Genomic DNA, 22,432 nt, shown 5'->3' with positions numbered 1-22,432 from the left:
CGGGCAACCGGGCCGGGCCGGGCGGCGCGAGGGGCTGTGGGGGGCGTCAGATCGCGTGGCCGGCGGCGCGGGCTCTGGCCATGGCGGCCTTGTAGATCGGGCCCTCGATGAGGCGGCGGGGGATCGGCATGATGCCGGCGCGCAGGATCCGGGCCGCCATCGACGCGGCCGGGTCGGCCACCGCCAGGCCGGGGAGGCCGTAGCGCTGGCGAGCCCAGGTCGGCAGCATGCTCAACGCCAGGGCGGCCACGCCGGTGTAGGCGCCGCGCAGCGGGGTCCAGCCCAGGCCGAACGGCATCGGCGGGACGGCCATGAACAGCATCGACTCGACCGTGTCGCGGGTGGTGGCGAGCTCGGGCTGCATCGACTCGTAGTACTCCGCCACCTCGGCGCGGCTCGACGGCACCGTCGCCGGGTCCAGGCCGACCAGCTCGGCGGCCCGTAGCTGCTCGCGGTAGTACTCGTCGGCCTCGGCGTCGGTCAGCTTCACGCCGGAGCGGCGGGCCACGTCGAGGAACGACTCCTGCTCGACGACGTGCACCCAGCGCAGCAGGTCGGGATCGTCGAGGCGGAACTCCTCACCGGTGCGCGGGTCGACGCCGCGCAGCCTGCTGTGGATGTACCGCACCTTCCGCCCGGCCTCCTCGGCGTCGGCGGTGGTGCCGTAGTTCACCGTCACCACATAGGTGACCGTCGTCTCCAGCCGGTGCCACGGACGCACGCGGAAGTCGGAGTTCTGCACCACGCCCGCCAGCGCGCGGGGATGCAGCGTCTGCAACAGCAGTGCCCGCAGGCCGGCCACCATCAGAATCGGCTCGGCGTGCACCTTCCAGGTCACCGAGCCCGGGCCGAACAACCCGAGATCGCCCATGTGTTCGAGGTTAGCTCCGGCAGGTGGCACAGACGCCCCAGTACGTGACCTCGGCCTCCTCGACCACGAAGCCGGCCGTGTCGATCGGCTCCAGGCAGGGAGCGGCGCCGGTGGCGCAGTCGACGTCGGTGATCCCTCCGCATTGGCGGCACACCAGGTGGTGGTGGTTGTCGCCGACCCGGGCCTCGTAGTGGGCCGCGCCGCCCGCCGGCGCGATCCGCCGGGCCAGGCCGGCCGCGGTGAGCGCGCCGAGGACGTCGTACACCGCCTGGACCGACACCGAGTCGAGCCGCTCGCGGACCCGCACGGTGATCTCCTCGACGTCGAGGTGGGCCTGACACTCCGTGAGGACGGCGAGTACCGCGAGCCGGGGCCGCGTGACCCGTAACCCGCGGTCGCGAAGGAGACGCTCGCCGTACATCTCGCAATCGCACCACGAAGGTCACCGGACCGACAAGATTTGAACCGTTCTCGCCGATGATCCGTAGGCTGCTTTAATTGCGCGATCAACGATGACCGAGGAGGACCCGATGTTCGAGGAGTTCAGTGGAATCCCGATGCATCCGCTGCTGGTACACGCGGCGGTGGTCTTCGTCCCCCTCCTCGGCCTGGTCGCGGTGGGGTACGCGTTCGTCCCCATGATCCGTCCGCACCTGCGTTGGGTGCTCGCGGCGCTGGCGGTCATGGCGCCCGGCGCGGCCCTGTTCGCGAAGCTCTCGGGTGACGCGTTCTTCGATCGGGGGATCGCCCGCGGTCAGATCACCGAGGGCTTCATCCCGGTGATCGAGGAGCACCAGTCGTTCGGCACCATGACCCTCATCTGGACCATCGTGCTGGGCGTCGCCGCACTCGCGCTGGTCTACGTGGTCGCGCCGCGGGCCGCCGCCATGGGTACCGCGGTGACCTCCGGTCCGGCCTGGCGGACCAACCCGATCCTGCAGTGGGGCCTGGCCGCCGTGGTCACCGTGCTCGCGGCGATCTCGTTCTACTACGTGTTCAAGACCGGCGACTCCGGCGCCAAGGCGGTCTGGGACGGGCGTTAGAAGACGGCCCTCGCGCACAGGATCAGCAGCAGCACCAGGCAGATCGCGCCGGCCACGAGCCCGATGCCGGTGGTGAGCGTGCGGGCGGCCTGCTCCTCGACGTCGATCCGGTCGTGGTCCTGCTCGGGCAGCGTGCCCGGGGGCGGTGGCTCGGCCACGATCGGTGGACGCCACGCGGCCGGCGGCGGGTTGGTGCGCGGGGGACCGGCGTACTCGGGTACCGCGGCCCCGTTCACCGAGGCGCCGGCCGAGGAACCGGTGGCGGCGGACGAACCGGCCGGTGAACCGGCGCCGGCCGAGGACCCGGCGGGTGAACCGGCGCCGGCGGTGGCCGACTTCGGTCGGGCCCACACGGCGTCCTCCGGCCGGGGCGCCGGACGCGGGGCCGGAGGCGGCGGTGGGGCGGCGGCCGGCTCGGCCGGGCCGGAGGCGGCATCGCCCCGGTGGCCCGGCGGGCGGCGCCAGGCGTCGTCGTTCGCGCTCATCCGCGCCAACCTATCGCGGCGCTACGCTGCTTCACGTGGGCACGCACGACGAGGACCGCGAGGTCCAGCTGACCGACGACTTCGTCATCCTGCCGGACCAGACCTCCGACGACACCGACGCGGGCTGGGGTGAGCGCGCCGAGCGCAACGACGAGCGCCTGCTCGCCGAGCGCCCGCCGCACTGGGACTAGACCCTAGGCCGCCGGCGCGGCGCTCTTCGACGAGGTGGAGGCGGAGGAGGACGACGACGAGTCCGAGGACTTGGTCTCGGTCTTCGTCTCCGACTTGGTCTCGGACTTCGACGTCTCGGACTTCGACTCGGCCGGCTTGCTGGAGCCGCCGGTCTTGCCGCCGTTACGGGAGTCGGTGCGGTAGAAGCCCGACCCCTTGAACACGATGCCGACCGCGGAGTACAGCTTGCGGAGCCGTCCCTCGCACGCCGGGCACTCGGTGAGCGGGTCGTCGGCGAACGACTGGACCGCTTCGAGCTGGTGGCCGCACGCGGTGCACGCGTACTGGTAGGTCGGCACGAAACCCTCCACAGGCTGGCACACTTTGGCACTCAGAGACTTCGAGTGCCAATGGTGCGTCATGAACCACCGTGTCGTCCAGTCCGGCACGGGTGCGGGCCGGGAGCGTTCCGGGACCGCTAGGGGGAGATCCAGTGCACCCCGGCGGGCGTGAGGTACCCCTGCACCCGGCGGTCGTGCGGCTCGACCGGCACCGCCGGCACCACCTCCGCCTCGTCGACCACCGCCAGCGCGGGTACGGCGCCGGCCACACGGGCAAGCACCCGGTCGTAGGAGCCGCCACCACGCCCCAGCCGCCGGCCCAGCGGATCCACCGCCAGCGCCGGGACCAGGAGCAGGTCCGCGTCGAGCACGGCCGAGACCCCCAGCCGTGGTCCCACCGGCTCCCGCAGGCCGAACCGGCCCGGGGTCAGGGGGCCGTCGAACACGGCCCAGTCGAGGTCGTTGTCGGGCAGAAGTACGGGGAGAAGTACGGAGAACCGCGTGCTGTGCGGGTCCCGTAGCCCTGGCTCCTCCGCGAGCGGCACGAAGGCCGCGACCACGCCACGCGCGAGCGGTGCCAGCGCGGCGGCGATCGCGGTGTCGCGGCGCCGCCGCTCCGGGGCCGGAACGCCCCGGCGGGCCGCGAGCAGCGCGGAACGCATGGCCGATTTGGTCGGCGCAACCCCCGATGGGCTGAAATCTGACACGACCTTCCTTACTGTCCGGCTTCTGAACATCACACTTTGTGACAGCATCGAAAGAGGACGACAGCCCCACGCCCCCGGGGAGGAGAGGACCGTGACGCTGCGCGCCCGGCTTACCGTCACCTTTCTCGGGGTGGTGCTGGGGCCGGTGCTGCTCGCCGCCGTGTTCGTCGGTATCACCGCCACCGAACTCGCCCGCGACCGGGCCGACGACCGGCTCGCCGCCGCGGCCAGCGCCGTCCGAGCCGAACTCGCCGCCCGCTGTGACCGGCTGCAGTCGGCCGCGACCACCGCCGCCCTTCTCGCCGCCGAGGGTCGCACACCCGTGGTCGCCTCCGGCGCCACCAGCGTCGTCGTCGCCGACGCGTACGGCGGCGTCACCGCCTCCGCCGGTCCCCCCGCGCCCACGACCTGGGCCGACTGCGCGGGGGGAGGGACCGGCGACGGGGCGTTCGGGGTCCGCGTCGAACGCCGCGACCGGGACGGCGCGCTGCTCGGCTACGCCCAGGCCACCGCGCCGGTCGACGGCGCGCTGCTGCAGGCGCTCGCCGCGGCCGGGGGAGTGACAGTCGGCCCGGGCGAGATCGAGCGCCGTCTCGAACCCGGCGAAGGCCAGCCGCTCACCCTCGTGATCAGCACCACCCCGGCGCCGCTCGACCGGCTGTACGGGCTGCTCGGGCTTGTGGTCGCGGTCGCCGCGCTGGTCGCGCTCGCCGCCGGCTGGTGGCTGGCCCGGTCGACCACCCGACCGCTCGCCGACCTGGCCCACGCCGCCGAACGCGTCGCCGCCGGCGACCTCAACGCCCGCGTGCTGCACGTCGGACCCGACGAGGTCGGCCGGCTCGGTGCCACGTTCAACCGCATGACCCAGGAGATGCGCGGCTACGTGCGGGCCCTCACCGCCAGCCGTGACCAGCTGCGCAACCACCTGGCCCTGCTCGGCGACACGCTGAGCGGCACCCACGACCTGGCCCGGATCCTGCACGTCACGCTGCACACGGCCCGGTCGGCGACCGGCGCGCAGGCCGGCGTGGTGATGCTGTTCGACCCGACCAGCGGCCTGCTCGTGGCGCAGTGCTCGGTCGGCGCGGTGCCCGGGTCGCCGTCGCTGGCGGGCATCACGCTGGCACCGGGCGTCGGGATGCTCGGCACGGTCGCCGAGAGCGGCGTGCCGGCGCACGGCCGTCTCGCCGACTTCGCCGTGGCGCCGGACGAGCCCAGAGCCACCACGTTCGTGGCCGTGCCGGTGGCCGTCCCCGAACCGGTGACGCCGCTGGAGGACAGCGCGACCGAGCCGGCCCGCGGCGTCCTCGCGCTCTACGACCGGGTCGGCCCGGACGGCTTCGACGAGACCGACGTCTCCACCCTGACCACGTTCGCGGCGCAGGCCGCGATCGCCCTCGACAACGTGCGCCTGCACGAGGAGGCCCAGCGGCTGTCGCTGACCGACTCGCTGACCGGCCTGTTCAACTACCGCTACCTGCGCGAGTCGCTGCGCCGGGAGCTGGAGCGGGCGGCCCGGTTCGGCCGCACGCTCGCCATCGTGGCGCTCGACCTCGACCACTTCAAGGACGTCAACGACACCTACGGCCACGCCGCCGGCGACCTCGTGCTGGTCGAGATCGCCCGCCGGATCAGGTCCGTGACCAGGGAGGTCGACGTCGCGTTCCGGCGCGGCGGCGAGGAGTTCGTGGTGCTGCTGCCGGAGACCGACGCCGCCGGCGGGTCGGCGCTGGCCCGCCGGCTGGCCGCCGAGGTGCGCGGCACGCCGGTCCGGGCCCGCGAGCACATGATCAACGTCACGGTATCGATCGGGGTGGCCGTGTACCCCGAACACGGGGCAACGGGGTCCGCCGTGCTCGAGGCCGCGGACATCGCGCTCTATGCGGCGAAAGCGGCGGGACGGGACGCGTGCCGCACCGCCGACGCACGCCGACCCCCGGGCCTCGCCATCCCCGCTCGGCGCCCCGAGGTCGCCCCCGCGGCGCCGGTTGGCGACCCGTCGGTACCGGTTACCGGTGTGTCCCGCGGTGTGCAACCGGCACAGCGGGTTCTCGGCGGTTAGCCTTTCGGGCATGCCACAGACCACGACCTCCGGCCGAGCAGTCAAGGCTGTCATTCCCGCCGCCGGTCTGGCCACCCGTTTCCTCCCGGCGACGAAGGCCGTGCCCAAGGAGCTGCTGCCGGTCATCGACCGTCCGGTGCTGCAGTACATCGTCGAGGAGGCCACCGCCGCCGGGATCACCGACGTCCTGCTGGTCACCGGGCGGGGCAAGACCGCCATGGTCGACCACTTCGACCGCCGGCCCGACCTGGAGCAGCGCCTCGAGGCCAAGGGCGACGACGAGCGGCTCGCGGCGGTGAAACGTCCCAGTGAACTCGCGGCGATCCATTCCGTAAGACAGGGAGAGGCACTCGGGCTCGGGCACGCGGTGTCGTTCGCCGAGTCGCACGTGGGTGGCGAGGCGTTCGCCGTGCTGCTCGGTGACGAGTTCATGGACGACGAGACGCTGCTGAACGAGATGCTCGACCTGCAGGCCCGCACGGGCGGCATCGTGCTCGCGTTCCTGGAGGTGGGGCCCGAGGAGGTGAGCCGGTACGGCATCGCCTCCGTGACCAATCGCGACGGCAGGACCGTCGAAGTAACGGGCATGGTCGAGAAGCCCACGCCGGAGGAGGCGCCGAGCAACCTCGCGATCATCGGCCGGTACATCCTGCCGTCCGGGATCTTCGACGCGCTTCGCCGGACCGGTCCGGGCAGCGGAGGGGAGATCCAGCTGACCGACGCCATGGCGCTGATGCTCGAGGAGGGCGCACCCGTGCACGGCATCGTGTACGGCGGGGTGCGCTACGACACCGGCATGCCGCTGGGCTACCTGCAGACCGTGGTCGAACTGGCATGTCAACGGGCCGACATCGGGCCGGCCTTCAAGCAGTGGCTGGTCGAGTTCGTCGGCAAGGAACTGTGACGGAGAACTGTTGACCTTGCTCGCCGAGTCGCGCACGCCGCTCGTCAGTTATCTGGCGTCGGTGCTGCGTGCCGTCCGGCCGCTGCCGCCGCTCGATCTCGAGCTCAACCAGGCGTACGGCAACGTCCTGGCCGAAGACGTGCGCGCACCCGGGCCACTGCCCGCGTTCGACCACGCCGCGGTCGACGGCTACGCCGCCCGGCTCGACGACCTGCTCGACGCCTCCGGCCACCGGCCGGTACGCCTCAACGTCATCGGCGACCTCGGTGCGTCGAGCTGGCGGCCGGTGCGGCTGACGCCCGGAACCTGCTTCTCGATCGCGGCCGGTGCCGCCCTACCGGGAAACTCCGACATCGTGGTGCCCACCAACGACACCGACGGCGGCATGGCCGTGGTCGAGGTCTACCGGGCCGGCAAGCGCGGCAGCGGCCTGCGTCGCGCCGGCGAGGAGCTGCCCGCCGGCGAGCTGCTGGCCCGGTCGGGCACGTACATCACACCGGCCCTGGTGGCGATGCTGGCCGCGGCCGGCATCGGTCACCTCGTGGTGCGGCCGAGCCCGCGGGTGGTGCTGCTGGCCACCGGCGACGAACTCGTCGAGGTCGGCCGCACGAGCCAGCCCGGCCAGGTCGTCGACGCGAACTCACATGCCCTGACCGCGGCCGCCGCCGAGGCGGGCGCGCTGGCCTACCGCATCGGCATCTGCGACGACGACCCCGAGGGCCTGCGCGGCCTCCTGGAGGACCAGACGCTGCGCGCCGACCTGATCATCACCACGGGCGGCACCGGCACCGGCCCGGGCGACATGGTGCGCCGGATCCTCTCCCGCAAGGACGTCGAGTTCACGGACGTGTCGCTGTACCCGTCGGGGTCGCTGGGCTTCGGGACCGTCGGAGGCGCCACCGGTGTACCGGTCGTCTGCCTTCCGGGTGACCCGGGCGCGGCGCTCATCGGGTTCGAGGTGCTCGCCCGTCCGATCATCCAGCTGCTGGCCGGCGCCGACCCGGTGTTCCGGCCCTCGGTGAAGGCGCACCTGCTGGAGACGGTCTCCTCGCCGGCCGGGCTCCGCGAGTTCCGGCCCGCGCACGTCGCGGAACGGCGCGGTGGCGGTTACACGGTGGCGCCGCTCGCCGGTGGCCCGTATACGCTGTCAGGATTGGCCAAGGCGAATGCCCTCATGGTGCTCGGCGAACGGGTGGTCACCGCCGCGGCCGGGTCCACGGTAGACGTTCTCCTGCTTGATCGACGGCGGTAACGATGCTGTTAGGCGCGGGTGCGCCGGGGTGGCCGGTCGTGCTCACCGACGGTCCGGTGGTGCTCCGTCCGTACCGGCGCTCCGACGGACAGGCGTGGGCGGAGGTCCGCCGCGCGAACGAGAGCTGGCTCGCCCAGTGGGAGCCGACCCCGTACGGCTCGTGGCACGACCTGAACTCGCCGGCCGCCTTCCGCGCGGTCTACTCGGACCTGAAGCGTTCGGCGCGACAGGGCGCGGCGATGCCGTTCGCGGTCTGCTACGTCGAGAACGGTGAGGAGCGGCTCGTCGGCCAGCTCACCCTCGGCAACATCGTGCGGCGGGCGTTCTGTTCGGCGTACGCCGGTTACTGGGTCGACTCGCGGGTCGCCGGTCGGGGCGTGATCCCGACGGCGCTGGCGCTGTCGGTCGACCACGCGTTCCGGGCCGGGGGCCTGCACCGCATCGAGATCAACATCCGGCCGGAGAACAAGGCGAGCCGCCGGGTGGTCGAGAAGCTGGGCATCCGCGAGGAGGCCTACCACCCGCGGTACCTGCACATCGACGGCGCCTGGCGCGACCACGTCGGATACGCGATCACCACCGAGGACGTGGCGCTGGAGGGCGGCCTGCTGGCCCGGTGGCACAGGATGCGCACTGGCGTGTAGTTATGCCCTGTTTGGGCGATTTTGAGCGGTTTCACACTTGGCGTCCCGCGGCTTTGTTCCTTGCCGATGCAACGGCTGGCGTGGCGCGCCCGATTTGCGCCACCAGAGCCTTAACCTCGGTGATCGTCAGGTACATGCGCTGACGGTGCGGGATCGTCGGCGCTCGGTTGAGAGGGGTGAGGGTGCCGACCTCGGTGCTCCTCGCCGTCCTTGCCGCGGCCGGCCTTCTCGCGCTCGCCCCGGCACTCGTGCGCCGGTACGACGCCACGGAACGCCTGGTGGCGGAGCGGGCGATGTCGACGGCGCGGGTACTGACCCGGGCCGGCTGGCAGCATCCCCGACGCCAACGCACCTGTCCCGGCCGGCGCCCCCTGAACCCACCCCGCGTGCTGGCCCGCCAGGTCGCCGGTGCGGCCGCCTTCGCCGCCGGCGCCGCGGTCTTCACGGCGTCGAACGCGTTCCCGTCGTCGTCGCGTCCCGCGGGGTCCGGTCCCCGCCGGTCCCCTCGCGGTCCGACCGCCGCGCCCTCTCCCGACGCACGCCGCGCGACGTCCCTCTCATCCGCCGCCGCCCGCCGCGCGGCGCGGCTGCGGACGCTGCGGCGCCGCCGCCGGACCCTGGTGCTGCTGACGCTGGTGACGGCGCTGTTCACCACGCTCGCGACGCTCGTGGCGCCCGGTTTCTGGATCGGTGTGTCGGTGACCGGGTTCCTGCTCGTGGCGTTCGTGGTGAACCTGCGGAACCGGTCGCTGCTGGAGCGTCGCCACCGGCGGGCCGAGCAGCAGTACGAAGCCTGGGTCGAACGCCGGCAGGCCGCCGTCCGCCGCGAACAGGCCCGCCGGGCCGCCCAACGCCGCGAAATGCTGGAACGTCAACTGGAGGCCCGCGAGGAGGCCCGCCGACGCCTGACCGGCGAGGGCAGCTACGGGCGGGCGGTGAACGAGTAGGTGGTCTGGTTCCTCGTTGGCCCGCGAACCGGGTCCTCGTTCGCTCGCGAACGGGGTCCTCGTTCGCTCGCGAACGGGGAACCCGTTCGCGGGGCGGGCGGGGGGCCTGTTAGCCTTGTTGCCGGCCCGCTTCTTGGGCCAAGGGGCTGTGGCGCAGACCGGTAGCGCACCTCGTTCGCATCGAGGGGGTCAGGGGTTCAAATCCCCTCAGCTCCACACTATTTACGCAGGTCAAGGGCGGCTTTCCCGGTGCCACGGGAGCCGCCCTTGATCATTTGACCGTGGTTTGACCGTGAGATCGGGCGCGTCACAACTTGGCGACGGGCGGCATCTGGCGGCATTCAATCGGTGGTCAGGTGCGGGAACGACCGTCCAGCGCGTTGTGGCCCAACAGCCGAGCCAGACCGCAACCGAGTTCGCTTTGCGCTCTCGAAGGTAGGCAAAGTTCCAACGACATTGTTAGCCGTGTGATCGACGACATCGCCGCTAGACACCCCACGGCTGTTGGTTGTCAAGCGGTGACCGGTTCGGGCCAGGCGAGGGCTTCGTTGTAGTGCTCGCGGGTGGTCAGGCAGTGGTGGAGTTGGCCGAGGAGTTTGCTGCCGAGACGGCGTAGGGCGGCGTAGGGCGGCGTTGTGGCGGTCTCCGGCGCTGCGGCGGCGGTCGTAGTAGGAGCGGGCGCCGGTGGAACGGGTCAGGGCGGCGAAGGCCCAGAGGTAGCAGGCGTCGGCGAGGCGTTTGTTGCGGATGTAGCGGGCCAGGACGGCGCGGTGGCGGCCGGAGGCGCGGGTGATCGGTGCGGTGCCGGCGTAGTTGCGGCGGCTGGCAGCATGGGTGAAGCGGGTTGGGTCGTCGCCGAACTCGCCGAGTACCCGGGCGCCGAGGACGAGACCGAGTCCGGGAAGACTGTCGATGATCTCGGCGTCCGGGTGCTGCTCAAAAGACGCGGCTAGGGCATGTTCGAGCTGTCTGATGGACTCGTTGGTCGCGGTCAGGGTCCGCACGATGGCTCGGACCGCCTCGCCCATCGCCGTCTCCACTGCTGCGGGTTGTCGCAGTTCCTCCGCGGTGAACGTCTCGGTGAGATGGGCGGCCTCTGCCGGGCGGGTGCCCCGTCCGGCGGCGTGAAGAAGGTCGACCAGGTTCGCGCGGGTCAACAGGGCTGCGGCGGTTGGGGTCGGGGCCGTGGCCAGCACGGTCAGGGCGGTCTTGGTGGTTAGATCGGTGAAGGCGGTCAACGCGGCGGGGAAGAACTCCCGCAGCAGACTGCGTAGCCGGTTGGCGTCCTGCCGGCGGGCCCAGATCAAGTCCTGGTGCGCCCGGGCCAGCACGCTGACGGCCTGACCGAGCTCGCTGTCGTCGGGCATTGGCCGATGCTGGTCGCGGTCGGTGCGTAGCAGGTGCGCCAGGACCAGTGCGTCGCCGGGATCGGACTTGGCGCCCGAGACCGAGTGCCGGTCCCGGTAGCGGTCGACCGCTTTCGGGTTGATGGCGAAGACCCGGTGCCCAGCCGCGCGTAGCGCCGCGACCAGCAGACCGCGGTCGGTCTCGATGGCCACGTCGACCGCGGTGAACTGTTCACCGCCGTGTTCGGCCAACATCGCGGACAGCGCAGTGAAACCGGCCAGGTCATCGGTGATACGCCGCCGGACCAGTAACGTTCCGGCCTGGTCGACGACCGCTACATCGTGATGACGTTCGGCCCAGTCGATACCACAGAAGATCTCCAAGCAGTTCCCTCCTCGACTCGGACAGAGCCAGGAGCCTGCGCAGCGGCCTAATGGACAGCGCTCAACGGCGCGACACCCCACGAGCTGACAGCAGCCTCCGCAGCCGGCGAGGTCACTCTCTAGCGGTAGAGATCACATCTCAGGCGAAGCCAGTAATCACCCGCCGGCGGCTTGGACGCATCCTTCCCCACAACTACGAGAAGGCCGCACTGCCATTAGGCGCCTGCTCCGCGGCGACGAGGTGGGCGCGGCGTGGTCAGCGGACGAATCAAGACGGTTCACGCGGCTTGCGCGGTGTACACCGACGCTCCGGACTGGCACACCCAACGGAGCGCCGTCGGGCGAGTAGCTGGCCAGCGCGGATCGCTGATCCATTGCCGGGCGCGCGACCTCGGCGAGCTCTGGGTAGAGGGCGGTACGTCGTTGTGGTTGCGGCTGAGAGGCCGCCTGGGCACGACCCGCTGCGCCATTGGTCCCCGACGTGAGCGCGCTGCCCACCGGAGGTTAAGCCATGTCGAACCTGAGAGGCGATGAACTGCGCAACGGAAGCCGACGCGGCTCTTCCACCGAGCCGGCTGTCCGTCAGAAGGTGGTGCTGGAGCTACCCGGATACATAAGGTAACCGTGTCATGGACATCGACGTCCTGCTGGGATGGCATCCGAACATCGCGGCGGCAGCCGGCCTCGCCGACGCCGCGTCTCTCAGGGCCGGCTCGGTCACCCTCCCGAGCGACACCCGGAGGCACATCTGGCGGGTGCGGCCGGCGCTCATCGAGATGCTTCAGCGCGATCCGGCCCTACGGCAGTTGCTGGCCGCCGCCTGGCATCCGCGGTACGCCGACGGGGAGCGAATGACGGCGGTCCGCGCTGGACCTATCCCTTCCTTCACCGCCGTGTCAGCCGGATGCGGCGCCGCCATTTCGACCTCGTCGTCGTGACCCACATCGACGGTGACCACGTCGAAGGGGTCGCGCGCCTGCTGCAGGACCGTAGAGCGCTGCGGCTCGGGATCGGTGACATCTGGTTCAACGGCTACCGGCACCTCTCCGCGGTGCCGAGTGATGGCCTCGGGCCCGAGCAGGGGGAGTACGTCACCGCGCTGATCGACCGTGACCGGTTGTCCTGGAACGCCGGCGTCAGCCCGCCTGGCGGACCGGTGGCCGTGCCGGCGGGCGGGTCGGTGCCTGTCGTTGACCTGCCCGGCGGCCCGAAGCTGACGCTGCTGTCGCCCGGCCCGGAGCAGCTCACCGCGCTGCGGCGCACCTGGCGCGGCGCGCTCCGCCGGGCGGGGATGGAGCCGGGCGACACCGCCGAAGCCCTGCGGCGCCTCGGTGAGCGGCGGGACCTGCGCGGGCTCGGCGGCGACGCCCTCGGCGGAGACGGCCTGGACCACTCCGAGGCGAACGGCAGCAGCATCGCGTTTCTCCTGGAGCACGCCGGCAGCAGCCTGCTCCTCACCGGCGACGGCCACGGGTCCGTGCTCGCGTCCGGTCTGCGGAGGCTGCTCGCCGAGCGCGGGCTGGCCCGGCTGCCGGTCGACGCGGTCAAGACGCCGCACCACGGCAGCGCGGCGAACGTCACCGACGACTTCCTCGCGCTCGTCGACAGCCCGCGGTTCCTGTTCTCCACGAACGGCGCCGTGTACGGGCATCCCGACCGGGCGGCCGTGCAGCGCGTGCTCCGATCACGCACCGGTCCGGTCGAACTGGTCTTCAACTACCGGTCGGCGACGACGCAGACGTGGGCGGACCCGCCGTGGCCTCACACAGCGGTGTTCCCGGCGGCCGATGGCATCCTGACGGTCGACGTGTGAGCCTGTCGTACTCCGGTAGCGATCCGGCCCCGGGTTCGCAGTGGATTGGGCCGGTCGATGCGACTCGCCGCGCTCGCCGCTGTTGTGAGCGACTGGCTGTCAGACCGCCGGACCGGATGATGTCCGAGCGATGGGTTCATCAGCGTCGAGTTCGGCGGCTGTCGCCTCGCTGTAGGAGAGTCTCGGCGGACGTTAGCCGATCGATGTCTAACGGCAGTGGGATACGGTACGGCTGACGGGATGCTGGCCGTTCCGCTGCCGCCCCTAGTTCGGTCGCTGCGGCGAGTGCGGATCGTGCCTGGTGCAGCCGATATTGCGCCTGGCGCGGTCCGGCCAGGGTGTCGGCGAGCTGAGCCATGGCCCGGATCAGCTCTAGCAGGAGTTTGGCGTCACGCGTCCGATCGATCTGGTCGAGCGTGGCTATGAGCCGCGCCGACGAACGGAGGCTGCTGCCGACGAGCGTGTGCGTGAACTGCTGCGCGTGCGCCGGGCCGGGCGGCGTGGTCGAACCGGTCGCAGATCCGGGAGAGTGAACCGCGTCCCCTAACCAGGGTGGGCACGGCCGCCGAACTCGGTCGTGGCGGTTCGAACGGCGACGAGGTCGCGTTGGACTGCGGCGAGTTCGGCACAGGTGATGTCGATGCCGGCAACCGGGTGGAGTGAGTGTGCGGCGGACAGGGGGCGTCGTCGCAGAAGCCGCTCGGGGTGAGCCGGGTGCGGATGGCCGCGGCGAGGATGTCGCGGTGCTCGTCGCGTCGAAGCGCACCAAGCCCAATTCGGCGTCGAAGTCAACCTGGTCGATTGTTGCGGATGTTCGTTGTAGAATGATGTTTCAACGACGAGGAGCCTTGACGCGAACTGCCAACGCCGCTCCCGCGCGAGAAGGTCAGGGCGCGAGACGCGAGGCCCTGTTGCGAACCTTAAGGAAATGCTCATTCGCCTCCCGGACGGCATCCTGCCCCCGGCGATATGTCACGCGCGTAGGGTGTCCATCTATCACGGCGGATACCTCGTGGACGAGATGATCGTCAAAGATAGTGATGTCACGGCCAGGGTCATTGATGACACTTGTTAGTTTGTCAATCTCGGCGAAGAAGGTCGTAACTCCTTCGGCCCGCTGCTCCGCTATGAGGTCCTTCAGGTCGTTCCTCTGTGCTTCGGACAACCCGAACCCGTCAATGAAGATTCGGTGGATTTCGACCTGTCGATTCTTTATGGCTGCCACGTTCTCCTTCCAGTACCCTATTCCGTGTTCTGACCGCCACCAGCCTAGGTCTAGTGACGCCACAGTTATTCCGCGAATTGAACGTTTGCATGTCTGGACGCCCTCCTCCAAGAGTTCGATTCTTCCGGCCCCGACTTCGAGTTCGCCACTCGAAACACGTCGGAGCCAGTCCGCCGAGTTCAGCGCATGCGTTCTTAACGCGTCTTTGTAAACGGGGTGTTCTGTCGAATTGGTGGCCCGCACATACTGCTTCAGCATTTCGAGAGCGAATGGGTACGATTCCTTGGGCAAGTCATCAAGTCGACGGAGAAGGTTGCTCGTGGCATCTCGACTTGCCTCTTTCCGAATAAGCCGAAGAATCATCTCCACGATGACTGCGACGAGAACGCCGATGGCACCCAATGCAAGTTCGCCCTGAATCTCATCCGGCAGTACGACACCGAGCACGAAGAAGAGGAAACCGGACGCGATTGGAATAATGAGGTGGAGAAAGATAGACATTTTCTAACAGCTCCTCCGAAACTGCGGATGCCTATTGCGAGTACCGCCTGCAAATTCTGTCGGCTAACCGGCCTGGTCAAAGGGAGGTCGGTGAACTCCGCCACAAAGAACGTCCTCTGCCCTGTAGATCGCTGCAGTCAACAGCCGGACAGTCCCGCGCTGGCCAGCGAGCGGCAGTACGTGCAGGGCCTCTGGCGCGCGACAACCCCGCGTAGGTCTCCGGCGGCCGACTCCGTCCTTGAACCGGGCGACCGCGGGATGCCGAAGCCGCTTCCTGCCGCTGGGACACCCCGAGCTTTCGATAGATGGCTTTGAGGTGGGCCCTCATCGTATTGACCGGGATGCGCAACCGGGTAGCGATGTCCTCCGTCGACAGCGTCGTCGGCAGATATTCGAGGATCTGTCTCGCCGTCGACGCCGCCGCATCCAGGTGGTGGCCCTGCCGGACGACCGCCCAGACGACCTTGCCGGTGCGCTGATGCGTGGGGTGGGACCCCCAGACCGAGGCGATCCGGTCGACCAGCGACAGCCCGAGCCCGTACCTCTCCGCGCCACGCGGCAGCACCGGACCACCGTCGCGGACGGCCAAGAAGAGCCCGCTGTGGCGGCGGCTCACGCTGACCGACATCTCGGTACCGACATGCCGGACCACGTTCGTGACCAGTTCCGACACGACCAGCTGGGCCGGGCGCACCACGTCGTCCCAGCCGTAGCCCGCCTCGGCGACCAGCCGGCGCGCCTGCCTGGCGGCGACGGGCACCGGCTGCAGGCGCATGCTCAGATGGCTCGGAACGACCCGGTCCTGTTCGAGGGCCGCGCGGGCCAGCGGCACGCTGGTGAACCGCGGCACGAACCACGCCGCGCCCAGGGAGCCCATGCGCCGCTCCAACGGGCTGCCCGGGGCGATACACACGGCGACCGAAACCCGGGGCCGCATCGCCCGACCCACGCGGTAGGCCACCGCCAGCAGGGCCACGCTGGATCCCCGGGGATCGTCTGCCCCACCCAGGTCGACGATCACCGCACCGGGATGCTCGGCCAGGCACTTGTTCACCGCTGTCCGCACGGCGAGCGCGACGCGCCAGTCCCACCGCCCACCCACCGTGACCCGGAGCTGGGAGCCATCGTCGTCGCTGGTGACGGTCACACCGGAGGCCTCAGCGTCGTCACCGCGCCACTGCCCGGTATGCACAGGGAACCTCCCGCACGCCACTCCGGAACCCTCAATGTAGCGGCGTCGGCTCCCGTTGCGAATCTGTCCGCGGGTCAGTACCTGACGGCGCCACCGCCGCCGGGCCCGGCCGGCCTGTCGTCGCCGGGCCCGGCCGGCCTGTCGTCGCCGTAGTCCCGCGCGATGTCGAAATCCCCGTCGCCATCGGTGTCGATCAGGACCCGGTCGAAGTCCCCGTCACCATCGGTGTCGATGAGCATCCGGTCGACGTCCCCGTCATGGTCGGAGTCGATGCCCAGTCGCCCGACCGGATGCCGGTCGGTATCGTCGTCGCGCGGTTCGGCCGTCGCCCGCCAGTCGTCGTCATGGACGGGTTGCTGGTCCATCTCGATATCGCCGAAGTCGCCCTGCCCGTTCAGCTCCATGCCGCGCACCCTAGATCGACGGCCCTTGAACGCCCGGCCTTGTGTCGACCATCTGATTCGAGAACAGCCCGCGAGATGGCCGTGCGGCGGATCGGTCAATCCGGGCCCGGGCGAGACTGCCGGGCACGGCGGAGGTTCTCGGCAGCCGTCAGCGTGTGCGGGTGGTCATCGCCGAGAACCCGCCGGTAGTCAGCAACGACCTGTTCGTACAGATCGATCGCCTCGCCCACCCGCCCCGCCGTCTGGTAGGCGTAGGCCAGGCTGTGACGGGAGGTCGGCGTGGACGGATGGTCGTCACCGAGAACCCGTCGCCGATCGGCGAGAACCCGCTCGTACAGCGTGATCGCCTCTCCCACCCGCCCCGCCGACGCGTAGGCGCCGGCGAGGTTGTGACGAGAGGTCAGCGTGTCCGGGTGGTCGTCACCGAGAACCCGTCGCCGATCGGCGAGAACCCGCTCGTACAGCGTGATCGCCTCACCCACCCGCCCCGCCGACCGGTAGGCGCCGGCGAGGTTGTGACGAGACGTCAGCGCATGCGGGTGGTCGTCACCGAGAACCCGCCGGTAGTCGGCAACGACCTGCTCGAACAGATCGATCGCCTCATCGACCCGCCCCGCCGACTCGTAGGCGTAGGCCAAGTTGTGACGAGAGGTCAGCGCGTGTGGGTGGTCGTCGCCCAGCACTCGCCGGTAGTCGGCGAGAACCCGCTCGTGCAGGGTGATCGCCTCATCCAACCGCCCCGCCGACTCGTAGGCGTAGGCCAGGCTGTGGCCGGAGGTGAGCGTGGACGGGTGGTCGTCGCCGAGAACCCGCCGGGAGTCGGCAAGAACCTGCTCGTGCAGGGCGATCGCCTCACGCACCCGCCCTGCCGCCTCGTAGGCGCCGGCGAGGTTGTGACGGAAAGTAAGCGTGTCCGGGTGGTCGTTGCCGAGAACCCTCCGGGAGTCGGCGAAAACCTGCTCGAAGCCGGTGATGGCGGGTCCGAGCTGGCCCTGGAACTGACGGAAGGTCGCGGCCCGGTCTGCGATGTGCAGGATGGTGGTGTCGCTGTGATCGGGCGGCATGTTCTCTACGGCCGCATCGATGTGGGGAAGCAGCGCCACCCAGCGCGGCCACCCGGCTACGTTGGCGATCGGGTCGTCCGGGACGGCCGCGTCCAGTATCTGGATCGCCTGTGACCGGGGCTCATCGTCGCTGTCGGTGCGGGTGACGGCCTGGACGAGCCGGTGCACACTGACCTCGCCCCCAGCCATGGTGATCATGCTGTAGGACGACAGCAGGGTCAGCGCCCGGTCCAGGTCGGCCGGATCGTCGGCGAGAGGCCCGAGTACGTCGGCGGGCAGCCGGTCCGGGGCCAGCCAGGCCAGCACCGCGAGCACCGAGGCGGCCAACGCCGATCGGGCCGTGACCGCCTCGATGCTAACCCGCCATACCCGGGCGAGGCTGCGGTGCGCCGGCTCCCCTTCACCGGGGTCGGCCGCCATCTGAGTGAACCGAGCGGCGAGTAGGTCCCGGTAGTCGTCGAAGGTGAGCCCGTCGTGGTGACCGAGGTAGGCAGCGGCCTGCTCCAACGCCAGCGGCAGATCCCCGAGGTCGGCGGCTACCCGGCCGGCACCGTCGGGATCGTCCTGGCCGGTCAACCGGATCAGCAGATCGATGCTGGCCGTCCGGTCCAGAACACCCAGGCGCAGCGACGCCAATCCCACCTTCGCCCATCGGGCCGCGCCGTAGTCCCGCCGGGTGGTGACCAGCACCTGCCCCCGCCCGGCGACGACGCCCAGCAGGTAACGGATGTGGTCGATGTCCTCCACGTTGTCGAGCACGAGCAGCCACCCCGTGTTCGACTGCAACCATCCCATCGCCCATTCCTGCGCGTCGGTCAGCGTGGCCATCGGATGCATGCGACGCGTCAACCCGGCCAGGCCAAGACCGACGTTGGCCGTCGTGTCCGCCGTGACCCACCACACCAACCGGTACCGGTGCAGATGCGCCCGCGCATAGTGGACCGCCAGCTCCGTCTTGCCGATACCGCCCAGGCCGTGCACCGCCGCCTGCCCGACCACCACGCCCGTACCGTGCCCGAACAAGCTGGCCACCTGGTCCACGTCGCGGCCGACGAACACCGCCGACGCCAGCGGCAGGTTGTGCACCACCCCTACCCCGGCGACCTCGGGCACCCGTTGCGGCGGCGGCACCCTCGACACATCCGCCGCGACGTTCGTCTGTGTGTTGTGATCACCGGCCTGGACTCCGGCCGATCCGCTCACGTGGACGCGCGGTGGGTCCGGGTGACCAGCCGGTCCTTTCACCCGGTCGTCCGGGATGCGTTGACGGTGTCCGTCCGGGGGTTGTGACGACCGACCTGGATTTCCGGTGCCCCGGTCACCGTCACCGTGACGGACCTGCTGGCGTCGGCGCGCACCGCCGCAGCGACGTTCCCATCGCCGGGATGCTCACCCTGATCGGTCATTGCCCCAGCGACGTTGGTCAACTGACCCGCCCCCACCTCGCCGGTCAACTCACCATCATCACCCATCGGTTACTCCCTGCTTGCGTGATGTCGGTATCGGTCTACCACGCACCGCCGGTCACAAGCGCCCCAACGAGCTACCGGCGCAGCGGGCACACACCGCCAAGCCAGAGTGCGAGCCGCCAACCATCGACATCCGGGACCTCACGAACCGCAAGACGCAACACCGTTCCAGGAGCAGCGATGGGCCAGCGGGTTTCGCACCGTGTGGCAAGCCGCGGCTGGCCGGAAGACGGCACGTGCCACTCGCTGCGGCAACTTCGCGACCGGATTCTCACCGGACGATCTTGTCGATGCTTCTCGGGTTTGGATGACCACTGTCTGGGACTCCCCTCCTACGGCGCGGCCGAGAAGATAGAGCCATGGAGTCCGACCCGACCTGCGGGGCGTCGACCAAGCCCGAGCGGCCCGCTGGCCGCGGTGAGACGGTGCGAGCCCGCCTCCGGACCGCTGGGATTTCCGGTGCCGCCGCCGATGACGCCCGAGCAACAGGCCGAGTGGGACGAACGGCTCCATCGGGCGGCCGTCGAGAACGAGGAGTTCTGGGCCGAGCACCGCCGCGCCTCGTCACGGCACGGCCACGCCCGCATTCGACGCCGCTGCCGAGGCAATCGGCCACCTGCTCGACCTGCTCGCGGACCCACGGGAGCTGTACCGCCACGCCAGCCAACGCCCTCCAGGTACTCAACCGAGCCTTTACGACCGCATCTATCTCGACGCGGACGACGACGGCCTTACGCGGCGGAAGATGAACTCGCCGACCTCGTGAGCCAGACAGCGAGGAACCCGAGCCTGCTCGACCCGGGTTCAAGTACGCGAACAAATGGTGGAGCTGAGGGGATTTGAACCCCAAAACGCTCCTGGCCTGCGAAACGCCGCCAATCGGACGCTAATGGCGGCCGACCTGCGCGGACGCCTGTCGACGGTTGTTGGCGTTTGACACCGCTAATCGGCCTCTGTTGTACCGGATTTGTACCCGATGATCTTGCGGCCTCTGGTCCTCCTTCATCCCCCGATAGATGCCGGCACCAGCGGCGACCGGCCGGCGTGGACGATTCGGCGTCGGGATGGCGCTGACGCCGTGGGCACTGGCCGACCACGACGTCGGCCGACCACGAGCTCCGGTGGCAAGCCGCGAAGCGGCGCGGCAGCGATTGCCTCCGCGTCGGCAGACGGCGACCCTGCGGGCAATCGTCGCGGCGACCGGCGCGGCGGGCCGGTCACCCCAAATCTCTCTGAACGTCGGCGCACCGGCCGAGCGCGGCGATGCCGGCCGGAGGCCGCCAGCAGCCGCAGCGCTGGCCGGCCTGTCAAACCCCGGCTTGCAAGATTGTGCGCGTTTGTCGGCCCAGGACTCTCCAATGCCGGGGACAGCGTCTGCATGGTCTTGGTGGAAGACGACGGGACTTGAACCCCTACCCCGCGTCGCCGTTCCGGGCCCATCGAAATCGGTCGAATCAGTGGACTGACCTGCCGCTCGTCGGTCATCGTCTGTCGACCTCTTACAGCAGTTCTCAGGCTCATTTGTGCCCAATATGGTCCGGGTGATCATGACCGTCTGGGCTGGCGATGTCGGATGGCGGCCCGTTCGCGTCGGTGTCGCCGGTCGATGTCACCCGGATGGGGGATCGCCGGCTTGTGACTGTTCGTCACGATGGACCGGTGACTCGGCAACGCAAGGTCATCTTCGCGGTACTTCTGGTCGCTTCCGGAGCAGTGCTAGCGGTGTTCATTGAGTTCCTTCGGCGGGAAGGACTGGAACGGGCCAGTGCGTGGGTGACGGTGGTGGGGTTCTTCGTGGCGACCGGGTTGGCGGTGGCTGGGCTGGTGATCGGGTGGCTGGCGTGGCGGCGGCCGGTCGGCGGCGGCTCGGGTTCCGGCCCGTCCTCGTCGGAGGGCCCGCATGTGGGTCAGAGCGGCCGTATCGACCAGCGCAACACAGGCGGGGTCAACCTGGCGAACACGGGCAACATGGGTGACGTTGACATGCCGGGTGGCAACCCCTGATGGTCAAGGGCCACGGCCGCACCACCGGGACACCGCAGCAGCGCACTGGCGACATCCACCAGGCGAACACCGGCGGGGTCAATGTTGCGGTGACGGGCACGGTCGGGTCGGTGACGATCGGTACGCGCCGCTATGTCATCGAGGGGTTGCCGTCGCCACCGCCGCTGATCCGCGTGTCCGAAGGCGTGCCGCCTAGTGAGTTGCTGGCCGCCCGCCGCCAGGTGGTGGGGTTCACCGGCCGCGACGACGAACTCGCGGCGCTCGCCGGGTGGCGGGACGACCATGTGACCGCGTGGGCGGTGCAGTTGGTACATGGCCCGGGTGGGCAGGGGAAGTCCCGGTTGGCAGCGGAGTTCGCGGCCCGGTCGGCACAGGCAGGCTGGGCGGTGGTTCAGGCCCGACATGAAAGTTCCCTTGGTCCCGACGCTGCCGGTAGTGGGATACCGGAGCAGGCGTGTGGCGTGGTCATGGTCGTCGACTACGCCGAACGATGGCCGGTCACGGATCTGCTGCGGATGGTGACCGATGGGGTGGTCCGGCCGATGCCGGGTCGACCAGTGCGGGTGCTGCTGCTTGCCCGCCCGGCAGGGCTGTGGTGGCAGTCGTTGCGCAGCGAGCTACGCAAGGTCGACATCACCGTGTCCAGCATGAAGCTGGGAGAACTGGCGGACACAACCGCCGTCCGCCGGACGATGTTCGAAGCTGCCCGCGACCGGTTCGCCCAGGTGCTGGGTGTCGACGGAGCCGGGGTTCAACCGCCGGTGCAGTTGGCCGACAACGCGTTTGCCCGGGCGCTGCCGTTGCACATGGCCGCACTGGTCGCGGTAGACGCAGCGGCCCGTAACACCGCCCCTGCTAGGAGCGTGGTCGGGTTGTCGTCGTACCTGCTCGACCGGGAGCAGCAGCATTGGCGGATGATGTGCGAACACGGCGGGATCACTACTGCGCCAAAGATGCTGGGTCGGGTGGTGTTCGCTGCCACGCTGACCCGGCCGGTCTCCGACGACGTCGCCCGACATGCCCTCGCACTGGTCGAGCTGACCGCCACAAGTGCCGGAGAGACGGCCCGCACGCTGGTCGATGATCACAGCGAGTGCTATCCGCCCATCCTCGACGGAACGGTGTTCTCTCCCCTGTACCCGGACCGGCTCGGCGAGGACTTCCTGGCCCTGTCGATCCCAGGCCACGATGTCGACGACTACACACCAGACGCCTGGGCACAGACCGTTGCCACCCGCCTGCTCGACCTCGACGACACACCCTCATATGCCGGTGCTGCAACTGCGGTCCTGGTGGAAACTGCGACTCGGTGGCCCCACGTCGCAACGGACGTTCTGTACCCGCTGCTGCGCACCCGTCCCAGTCTGGTGCTGTCTGCCGGACCTGCCGCACTGGCACGCTTGATCGCCATACCCGACGTTGACCCCGATGTCCTCGACGCGGTCCAAGCAGAGCTGCCAGCCGGGCGCCACGTCGACTTCGACCTAGTCGCGGCAGCTCTCACCGAATTGACCGTCCAACAACGGCTGACCGCCACTGACGATCCAGCTATCCGTGCGCGGCTGCACGCCGACCTGGGCTATCGGCTGGGACACGCTGGTCA

20 protein-coding genes, 1 tRNA gene and 2 pseudogenes are annotated in these 22,432 nt (G+C 70.0%); 12 read left to right on the top strand and 11 right to left on the bottom strand.

From position 1 onward, the window contains the following. Positions 1 to 46: 46 nt before the first annotated feature. Both Voc01_RS46280 and Voc01_RS46275 read right to left on the bottom strand, forming a co-directional pair. Positions 47 to 871 carry an oxygenase MpaB family protein gene (locus Voc01_RS46280; protein ID WP_203934157.1) on the bottom strand — a complete coding sequence of 275 codons (825 nt, stop codon included), beginning with the start codon at positions 869 to 871 and terminating at the stop codon, positions 47 to 49. A gap of 10 nt (positions 872 to 881) precedes the next feature. Next, the gene (locus Voc01_RS46275) at positions 882 to 1,292 is read right to left on the bottom strand and encodes a Fur family transcriptional regulator (RefSeq protein ID WP_203934156.1); all 411 of its coding nucleotides are present in this window, start codon (positions 1,290 to 1,292) and stop codon (positions 882 to 884) included. 91 nt (positions 1,293 to 1,383) lie between these two features. Between Voc01_RS46275 and Voc01_RS46270 the strand changes: the two genes are divergently transcribed. Then, positions 1,384 to 1,914 carry a DUF2231 domain-containing protein gene (locus tag Voc01_RS46270; RefSeq protein WP_203934155.1) on the top strand — a complete coding sequence of 177 codons (531 nt, stop codon included), beginning with the start codon at positions 1,384 to 1,386 and terminating at the stop codon, positions 1,912 to 1,914. Here Voc01_RS46270 and Voc01_RS46265 read toward each other — a convergent pair. Then, positions 1,911 to 2,399: a hypothetical protein gene (locus tag Voc01_RS46265; RefSeq protein WP_203934154.1), complete on the bottom strand. Its 489-nt coding sequence runs from the start codon at positions 2,397 to 2,399 to the stop codon at positions 1,911 to 1,913. The two genes, Voc01_RS46270 and Voc01_RS46265, sit on opposite strands and share 4 nt — an antisense overlap. A 35-nt stretch (positions 2,400 to 2,434) precedes the next feature. On the opposite strand from Voc01_RS46265, the gene Voc01_RS46260 reads away from it, so the two are divergent. Continuing rightward, positions 2,435 to 2,590, top strand: coding sequence for a hypothetical protein (locus tag Voc01_RS46260; protein ID WP_203934153.1), 156 nt, complete (start codon positions 2,435 to 2,437; stop codon positions 2,588 to 2,590). 3 nt (positions 2,591 to 2,593) lie between these two features. On the opposite strand, the gene Voc01_RS46255 is transcribed toward Voc01_RS46260, so the two are convergent. Both Voc01_RS46255 and Voc01_RS46250 read right to left on the bottom strand, forming a co-directional pair. Continuing rightward, positions 2,594 to 2,929: an FmdB family zinc ribbon protein gene (locus Voc01_RS46255; RefSeq protein ID WP_203934152.1), complete on the bottom strand. Its 336-nt coding sequence runs from the start codon at positions 2,927 to 2,929 to the stop codon at positions 2,594 to 2,596. 119 nt (positions 2,930 to 3,048) lie between these two features. Beyond that, complete coding sequence (locus tag Voc01_RS46250) at positions 3,049 to 3,573, bottom strand: 5-formyltetrahydrofolate cyclo-ligase (protein ID WP_203934151.1); 525 nt, start codon at positions 3,571 to 3,573, stop codon at positions 3,049 to 3,051. Between the two features lie 136 nt (positions 3,574 to 3,709). Here Voc01_RS46250 and Voc01_RS46245 point away from each other — a divergent pair, with 136 nt between their 5' ends. The 6 genes from Voc01_RS46245 (at position 3,710) to Voc01_RS46220 (ending at position 9,643) form a co-directional block, all read left to right on the top strand. Then, positions 3,710 to 5,680: a GGDEF domain-containing protein gene (locus tag Voc01_RS46245; RefSeq protein ID WP_275423825.1), complete on the top strand. Its 1,971-nt coding sequence runs from the start codon at positions 3,710 to 3,712 to the stop codon at positions 5,678 to 5,680. Between the two features lie 10 nt (positions 5,681 to 5,690). Continuing rightward, complete coding sequence (locus tag Voc01_RS46240) at positions 5,691 to 6,584, top strand: UTP--glucose-1-phosphate uridylyltransferase (RefSeq protein ID WP_203934149.1); 894 nt, start codon at positions 5,691 to 5,693, stop codon at positions 6,582 to 6,584. Positions 6,585 to 6,594: 10 nt separating this feature from the next. Further along, positions 6,595 to 7,836 (top strand): molybdopterin molybdotransferase MoeA, encoded by a 1,242-nt coding sequence (locus tag Voc01_RS46235; RefSeq protein WP_239160981.1) that lies wholly within the window; start codon positions 6,595 to 6,597, stop codon positions 7,834 to 7,836. 2 nt (positions 7,837 to 7,838) lie between these two features. Further along, entirely contained in the window at positions 7,839 to 8,480 is a 642-nt protein-coding gene (locus tag Voc01_RS46230) for a GNAT family N-acetyltransferase (protein WP_203934148.1), read from the top strand. 176 nt (positions 8,481 to 8,656) lie between these two features. Continuing rightward, positions 8,657 to 9,427, top strand: a complete 771-nt coding sequence (gene sepX, locus Voc01_RS46225; RefSeq protein WP_203934147.1) for a divisome protein SepX/GlpR — start codon at positions 8,657 to 8,659, stop codon at positions 9,425 to 9,427. A gap of 142 nt (positions 9,428 to 9,569) precedes the next feature. After that, positions 9,570 to 9,643, top strand: a tRNA-Ala gene (locus Voc01_RS46220). Between the two features lie 295 nt (positions 9,644 to 9,938). On the opposite strand, the pseudogene Voc01_RS46215 reads toward Voc01_RS46220, so the two are convergent. Next, positions 9,939 to 11,157 (bottom strand): annotated as a pseudogene (locus tag Voc01_RS46215) (IS110 family RNA-guided transposase). Between the two features lie 629 nt (positions 11,158 to 11,786). Here Voc01_RS46215 and Voc01_RS46210 point away from each other — a divergent pair. Together Voc01_RS46210 and Voc01_RS46205 are read left to right on the top strand one after the other, a co-directional pair. Then, positions 11,787 to 12,095, top strand: a complete 309-nt coding sequence (locus tag Voc01_RS46210) for a hypothetical protein (RefSeq protein WP_203934146.1) — start codon at positions 11,787 to 11,789, stop codon at positions 12,093 to 12,095. Beyond that, positions 12,062 to 12,970, top strand: coding sequence for a ComEC/Rec2 family competence protein (locus tag Voc01_RS46205; protein ID WP_203934145.1), 909 nt, complete (start codon positions 12,062 to 12,064; stop codon positions 12,968 to 12,970). Before Voc01_RS46210 ends, Voc01_RS46205 begins: the two co-directional genes overlap by 34 nt. Before the next feature lie 886 nt (positions 12,971 to 13,856). Here the strand turns inward: Voc01_RS46205 and Voc01_RS46200 are convergent. The 5 genes from Voc01_RS46200 to Voc01_RS46180 all read right to left on the bottom strand — a co-directional run bounded on the left by Voc01_RS46200 (position 13,857) and on the right by Voc01_RS46180 (position 18,828). After that, positions 13,857 to 14,696, bottom strand: coding sequence for a hypothetical protein (locus Voc01_RS46200; protein WP_203934144.1), 840 nt, complete (start codon positions 14,694 to 14,696; stop codon positions 13,857 to 13,859). A gap of 76 nt (positions 14,697 to 14,772) precedes the next feature. Beyond that, positions 14,773 to 15,843, bottom strand: a complete 1,071-nt coding sequence (locus Voc01_RS46195; protein WP_203934143.1) for a LuxR C-terminal-related transcriptional regulator — start codon at positions 15,841 to 15,843, stop codon at positions 14,773 to 14,775. Positions 15,844 to 15,962: 119 nt separating this feature from the next. Then, entirely contained in the window at positions 15,963 to 16,391 is a 429-nt protein-coding gene (locus Voc01_RS46190; protein WP_203934142.1) for a hypothetical protein, read from the bottom strand. Continuing rightward, positions 16,388 to 18,487, bottom strand: a complete 2,100-nt coding sequence (locus tag Voc01_RS46185) for a tetratricopeptide repeat protein (protein WP_203934141.1) — start codon at positions 18,485 to 18,487, stop codon at positions 16,388 to 16,390. Before Voc01_RS46185 ends, Voc01_RS46190 begins: the two co-directional genes overlap by 4 nt. Before the next feature lie 110 nt (positions 18,488 to 18,597). Beyond that, a complete protein-coding gene (locus Voc01_RS46180; protein ID WP_203934140.1) occupies positions 18,598 to 18,828 on the bottom strand; it encodes a hypothetical protein in 231 nt (76 codons plus the stop codon). 1,563 nt (positions 18,829 to 20,391) lie between these two features. Between Voc01_RS46180 and Voc01_RS46175 the strand changes: the two genes are divergently transcribed. After that, positions 20,392 to 20,829 carry a cation:proton antiporter family protein gene (locus Voc01_RS46175; protein WP_203934139.1) on the top strand — a complete coding sequence of 146 codons (438 nt, stop codon included), beginning with the start codon at positions 20,392 to 20,394 and terminating at the stop codon, positions 20,827 to 20,829. Then, positions 20,829 to 22,432, top strand: a pseudogene (locus Voc01_RS46170) (ATP-binding protein); the annotation flags it as partial. The gene Voc01_RS46175 and the pseudogene Voc01_RS46170, both read left to right, overlap by 1 nt.

It is taken from the genome of Virgisporangium ochraceum (assembly GCF_016863655.1).
In the GTDB taxonomy this organism is placed as follows: Bacteria; Actinomycetota; Actinomycetes; order Mycobacteriales; family Micromonosporaceae; genus Virgisporangium; species Virgisporangium ochraceum.
This window is presented reverse-complemented; position numbering and strand designations above follow the sequence as displayed.